4 protein-coding genes are annotated in these 4,606 nt (G+C 48.5%); 3 read left to right on the forward strand and 1 reads right to left on the reverse strand.

Translation table 11 applies throughout. From position 1 onward, the window contains the following. Positions 1–3: 3 nt before the first annotated feature. From RMO35_RS15490 to RMO35_RS15500, 3 genes are all read left to right on the forward strand, one after another. Complete coding sequence (locus RMO35_RS15490) at positions 4–1,599, forward strand: glycoside hydrolase family 3 N-terminal domain-containing protein (RefSeq protein WP_309742225.1); 1,596 nt, start codon at positions 4–6, stop codon at positions 1,597–1,599. A 411-nt stretch (positions 1,600–2,010) separates the two neighbouring features. After that, positions 2,011–3,213: a formamidase gene (fmdA, locus tag RMO35_RS15495; RefSeq protein WP_309742222.1), complete on the forward strand. Its 1,203-nt coding sequence runs from the start codon at positions 2,011–2,013 to the stop codon at positions 3,211–3,213. A 160-nt stretch (positions 3,214–3,373) separates the two neighbouring features. Further along, positions 3,374–3,643, forward strand: coding sequence for a zinc ribbon domain-containing protein (locus tag RMO35_RS15500; protein ID WP_309742223.1), 270 nt, complete (start codon positions 3,374–3,376; stop codon positions 3,641–3,643). On the opposite strand, the gene RMO35_RS15505 is transcribed toward RMO35_RS15500, so the two are convergent. Then, a complete protein-coding gene (locus RMO35_RS15505; RefSeq protein WP_309742224.1) occupies positions 3,640–4,122 on the reverse strand; it encodes a hypothetical protein in 483 nt (160 codons plus the stop codon). The two genes, RMO35_RS15500 and RMO35_RS15505, sit on opposite strands and share 4 nt — an antisense overlap. Between the last annotated feature and the right edge of the window lie 484 nt (positions 4,123–4,606).

Raw genomic sequence — 4,606 nt, forward strand, 5'->3', positions numbered from 1 at the left:
CTTATGCAATTCCCCGATCTCAACACCCTCTCCCTCGCCCAACAAGTCGCTCAAATGGTTGTCGTTCGAGCTTCCAGCCATTTATTCGACCATCAGATTCAGTATCCCGAATTTGGCGAACGCGATCGAGCTACACTCAAACATTGGATCGGCGATCTCGGTGTGGGTGGGGTAATCTTTTGGGGTGGGAATGCTGGCGAACTTACCCTCCGCATCCAACAGTTACAAGCCTGGGCGACATATCCCTTACTAATCGCCGCCGATATTGAAGAAGGGGTCGGGCAAAGGTTTACAGGTGGTACCTGGTTTCCGCCGCCAATGGCGCTGAATGCGATCGCGCAGACAGATTTACCAAAGGCGATCGAGTATGCTCGTCAAATGGGCGCGATTACCGCTCAGGAAGCCCTTGCAGTGGGCATAAATTGGATTTTGGCTCCAGTAGTCGATGTGAATAATAACCCCGCTAATCCGGTGATTAATATTCGAGCATTTGGGGAGACTCCCGATATTGTGAGTCAGTTAGCTACTGCCTACATTCGCGGAGCGGCGGCATATCCGGTTTTAACCTGCGCCAAGCATTTTCCCGGTCACGGGGATACGGGCGTAGATTCGCACTGGGAGTTGCCCGTAATACCCCACGATCGGGCGCGATTGGACTCGATCGAGTTCCCCCCATTTAAAGCGGCAATTCAGGCGGGTGTCGATAGTATCATGAGTGCCCATTTAATGATTCCCGCCCTCGATCCCGAACTGCCAGCAACGCTTTCGCCCAGAATTATGACTGAGGAATTACGGCATAATTTAGGCTTTGACGGGTTGATTAGTACCGACGCGCTAGTTATGGGGGCAATTGCCGATCGCTATGGGGCGGATGATGCGCCTGTGATGGCGGTGGCGGCTGGTTCGGACATTATTTTGATGCCTGTAGATCCCGAAATTGCGATTCAGTCCGTGTGTCATGCGGTGGAGTCGGGGCTGATTGGTGCCGAACGGATTAAAGAGAGTGTCGGGCGGATTTGGAGAGCCAAACAGAAGTTATTTCAAAATTGGGATGGTGCTACCCTCACTCAATCGCCTGTAAATAGTCAACCCGCTGCTTTTACTACTCTTGCCGAACCGCAAACGATGGCTGTTGCCGATCGAATATTACAAGACTCGATCGTGACTCAGGGCAATTTGCCCCTCAAGCCAAGTTCTGGTAAGAATATCGTCGTCTTAGAAGAGATTTTAGATACTACCTTCCTCAGTCGTAGTACTCCAGCCATCACCATCCCCACCAAACTCGGCTACCAGCTTCAATTACTCAACCGTCATAGCCCGACGATTACCATCGCGCCTGAAGATTCAGCTATTTTGCAACTTTTCATTCGGACTAGTCCATTTTCGGGTGGGTTAGGAATTACATCTGTGGCGAAACAGTTATTTCAACAGTTATTAGCCAACAACCAATTACAAGGATTAATTATTTATGGCAGTCCTTATTTAATGGCAGATTTCGCACAACTGTTACCACCCGCAATCCCCTGCGTATTCTGCTACGGACAAATGGCGGCGGCACAATCGATCGCGTTGACAAGATTATTCGGGTTGCCCGATTGACGATCGACTTATATCGATATATTTTTCAGACAAAGTGTATATTACAATACATTAATCACTAGATGAATTAGTTAATAATTTTCATACATATACAGATTAATTATTCCAGCTTGGAATCGATTGCCAGTATTGCTGAGCCTTGATTTCTGCGGAATTAATTTGGGTCGGATTTTGCCGAGCGAATTATCGCTACATACCCAGTGAGGATTAATGTATGGCTAGGGACACAGTGACATTAGCAAGATTGGAAAAATCCAAGCGACACTACAATTATTGGGTTGTTAATAACACATTAAAAGATTATTTCTGACGTTATGCGCCGCGATCGTTTTGAAGCCGATCTTTATTTACAGTTGTAAATAAAGATCTCCGCAGTAACTCAAACCAACCCACATATCCTAGCTTCCAACCATGCCAAAAACTCTATTCCAAGTAGACCTGACCAAATCGATGGACAAGCAGGACATGCCGGGACACAACCGCTGGCACCCCGACATCCCCGCTGTCGCCTCCGTCAATCCTGGCGACATCTTTCGGATTGAGTGCAAAGACTGGACTGACGGACAGATAAAAAACAACGATAGCCCCGACGATATTCGCGATGTCGATCTGAGCGTCGTGCATGTCCTGAGTGGACCAATTTGGGTAAATGGAGCCGAACCGGGCGATATTCTCGTCGTCGATATCCTCGACATCGGTGCCTTACAGGGCGATGAATGGGGCTTTACTGGTATTTTTGACAAAAACAACGGCGGTGGCTTCCTGACTGACCATTACCCCAAGGCGGCTAAGGCAATTTGGGACTTAGAAGGGATTTATACCAAATCTCGCCATATCCCTGGCGTGCGCTTTGCAGGTATTACTCACCCTGGATTGATCGGCTGTGCGCCATCCCACGAGCTGCTAGCGACCTGGAACAAACGGGAACGGGAATTGATGGCCACTCAGCCCGACAGGCGCACTTATGGGGCGGGTTTTGCGGGAGATGTTCCTGTCTTGGCGACGTTACCCAATCCGACGAATGCAATTTTGGGGACTTTACCAGGAGCGGAATTCGATCGAGTCGCCGCTGAAGCCGCCCGCACTGTGCCCCCGCGCGAACATGGTGGCAATTGCGATATCAAGAACCTCTCCCGAGGTACCAAGATTTATTTTCCCGTCTACGTTGAAGGTGCCAAGTTATCGATGGGTGACATCCATTTTTCCCAAGGTGACGGGGAAATTTCTTTCTGTGGCGCGATCGAAATGTCGGGATTTATCGACTTACATGTCGAGATTATCAAAGGTGGCGTGGAGAAATATGCGATGGTAAATCCGATTTTCAAACCCGGTCCGGTCGAACCACATTATTCGGAATACCTAGTCTTTGAAGGCATTTCCGTCGATGAATTTGGCAAACAATACTTTATGGATGTACATATTGCCTATCGTCGTGCTTGTTTGAATGCGATCGAGTATCTCAAGAAATTTGGATTCACAGGCGAACAAGCCTATCTCCTCCTCAGTTGCGCCCCCGTCGAAGGTCGAGTCAGCGGGATCGTCGATGTCCCCAATGCCTGTTGTACCGTCGCTATTCCCACTGCAATTTTTGACAAGAATATATTGCCTGTTTGATAAATTTATTACTCTCAATTTGAGTTAGTAATTAGCTCGATCCCAAGTGGTGGGCAATGCCCTTAGAATTAGCTGAAACCTGTGTGGTGGGCAGTGCCCACCCTACTTTTTCTATAATTCTCAATTCTCAATTCTCAATTCTCAATTCTCAATTACTCCCATGCCTCTATATGAATTTCGCTGTAACGACTGCGGCATCTTTGATGAATGGCGCACGATGACAGAAAGTAGCAATCCCGCTCATTGCCCAGAATGCCAAACAGCAGCAAGGCGAATTTTTTCAAATGTTGGCATTCAATTAAATGGTGCTTTGCGACTGAGCAAAACAGCAAACCCCGAACCACAATTGGTGAAAAAAACCGATCTAGATCCCGCACAACGCGCCAGAGCGAAAAGTCATGGTGGTCGCCCGTGGATGATTAATCACTAGTCATCTTTACCCTTCGATGGCTTCTCTGTCGAGAAGGTGATGTTGGTTGGTTTTGGTTGCCGATGGCGACAATTTATCGCTGCTCGCCGTGCTTTGTCTAATTCCTGTGTATCGGCAACAAAAGTTGTCAGTCGTTGCCACCACCACACGTAAAAGGCTGGAATTGCCAGCGGTTGGGTTGCCAACTCTGAGAGTTCTAATGCTCGACGGTAGACTGACAGGGGACTTGCTTCAGATGGAGGTTGTTGGAATAAGGAGATCGATCGACGCTTGAGCTGCTGCTGGAGGTGGCTGGCTCCCTGTCGGAGACAACCCATGCAGATGTCGCCGACGATCGATCCATCATCATGACAGAGCAAAGTACCCAATCTATTGCTAGTAAACGAATGCTGGCAAGCCACACAATCTAATCGATGCTCCAGGGGAGTGGGCTTTCCGCCAACGAGCCAACCAGTGCGTCGTTGTAGTTGAATTTTCATGTTAACTGGTGGTGATTAACCCTCGCTCGAAATTTAATTAGTTAGTTAACTCTAGTTCGATCGCACTTCTAGAGTATCCGATCGGTACGCCTACAGTTTGAATACTTTGGCAATTCTTAAGCTGTAGATCGATTACCTCGCGGCGCGGCTACGCCAACGAGAATTTGCTGCTGTGGAAATAAAAATACGGTAAGCTGAACCGATCGACCATGATGGTTCTATCTTGCCCATTTTATGGAGTAAACATAGCTAGTAGTCTACGCATGTAAATATAGGGAAGAGATGGGGGATGGGGGATGGGGGACGGGGGATGGGAGCGCCCAGATCTTCATTCCAATGCAGTGCTTCGGTTGGCGGGCCGCCACGCGGCCACCACTCTCGCCCGCATTTTCAATCAGTGGCTTGATGGGGATTGTATCTTCTACGCAGTGCGCCGTGCAGAAGTGCATATGCTTCATAAAGCGGGGGCTTTGAATGATCCTGG

Source organism: Chamaesiphon sp. OTE_20_metabat_361, assembly GCF_031364565.1.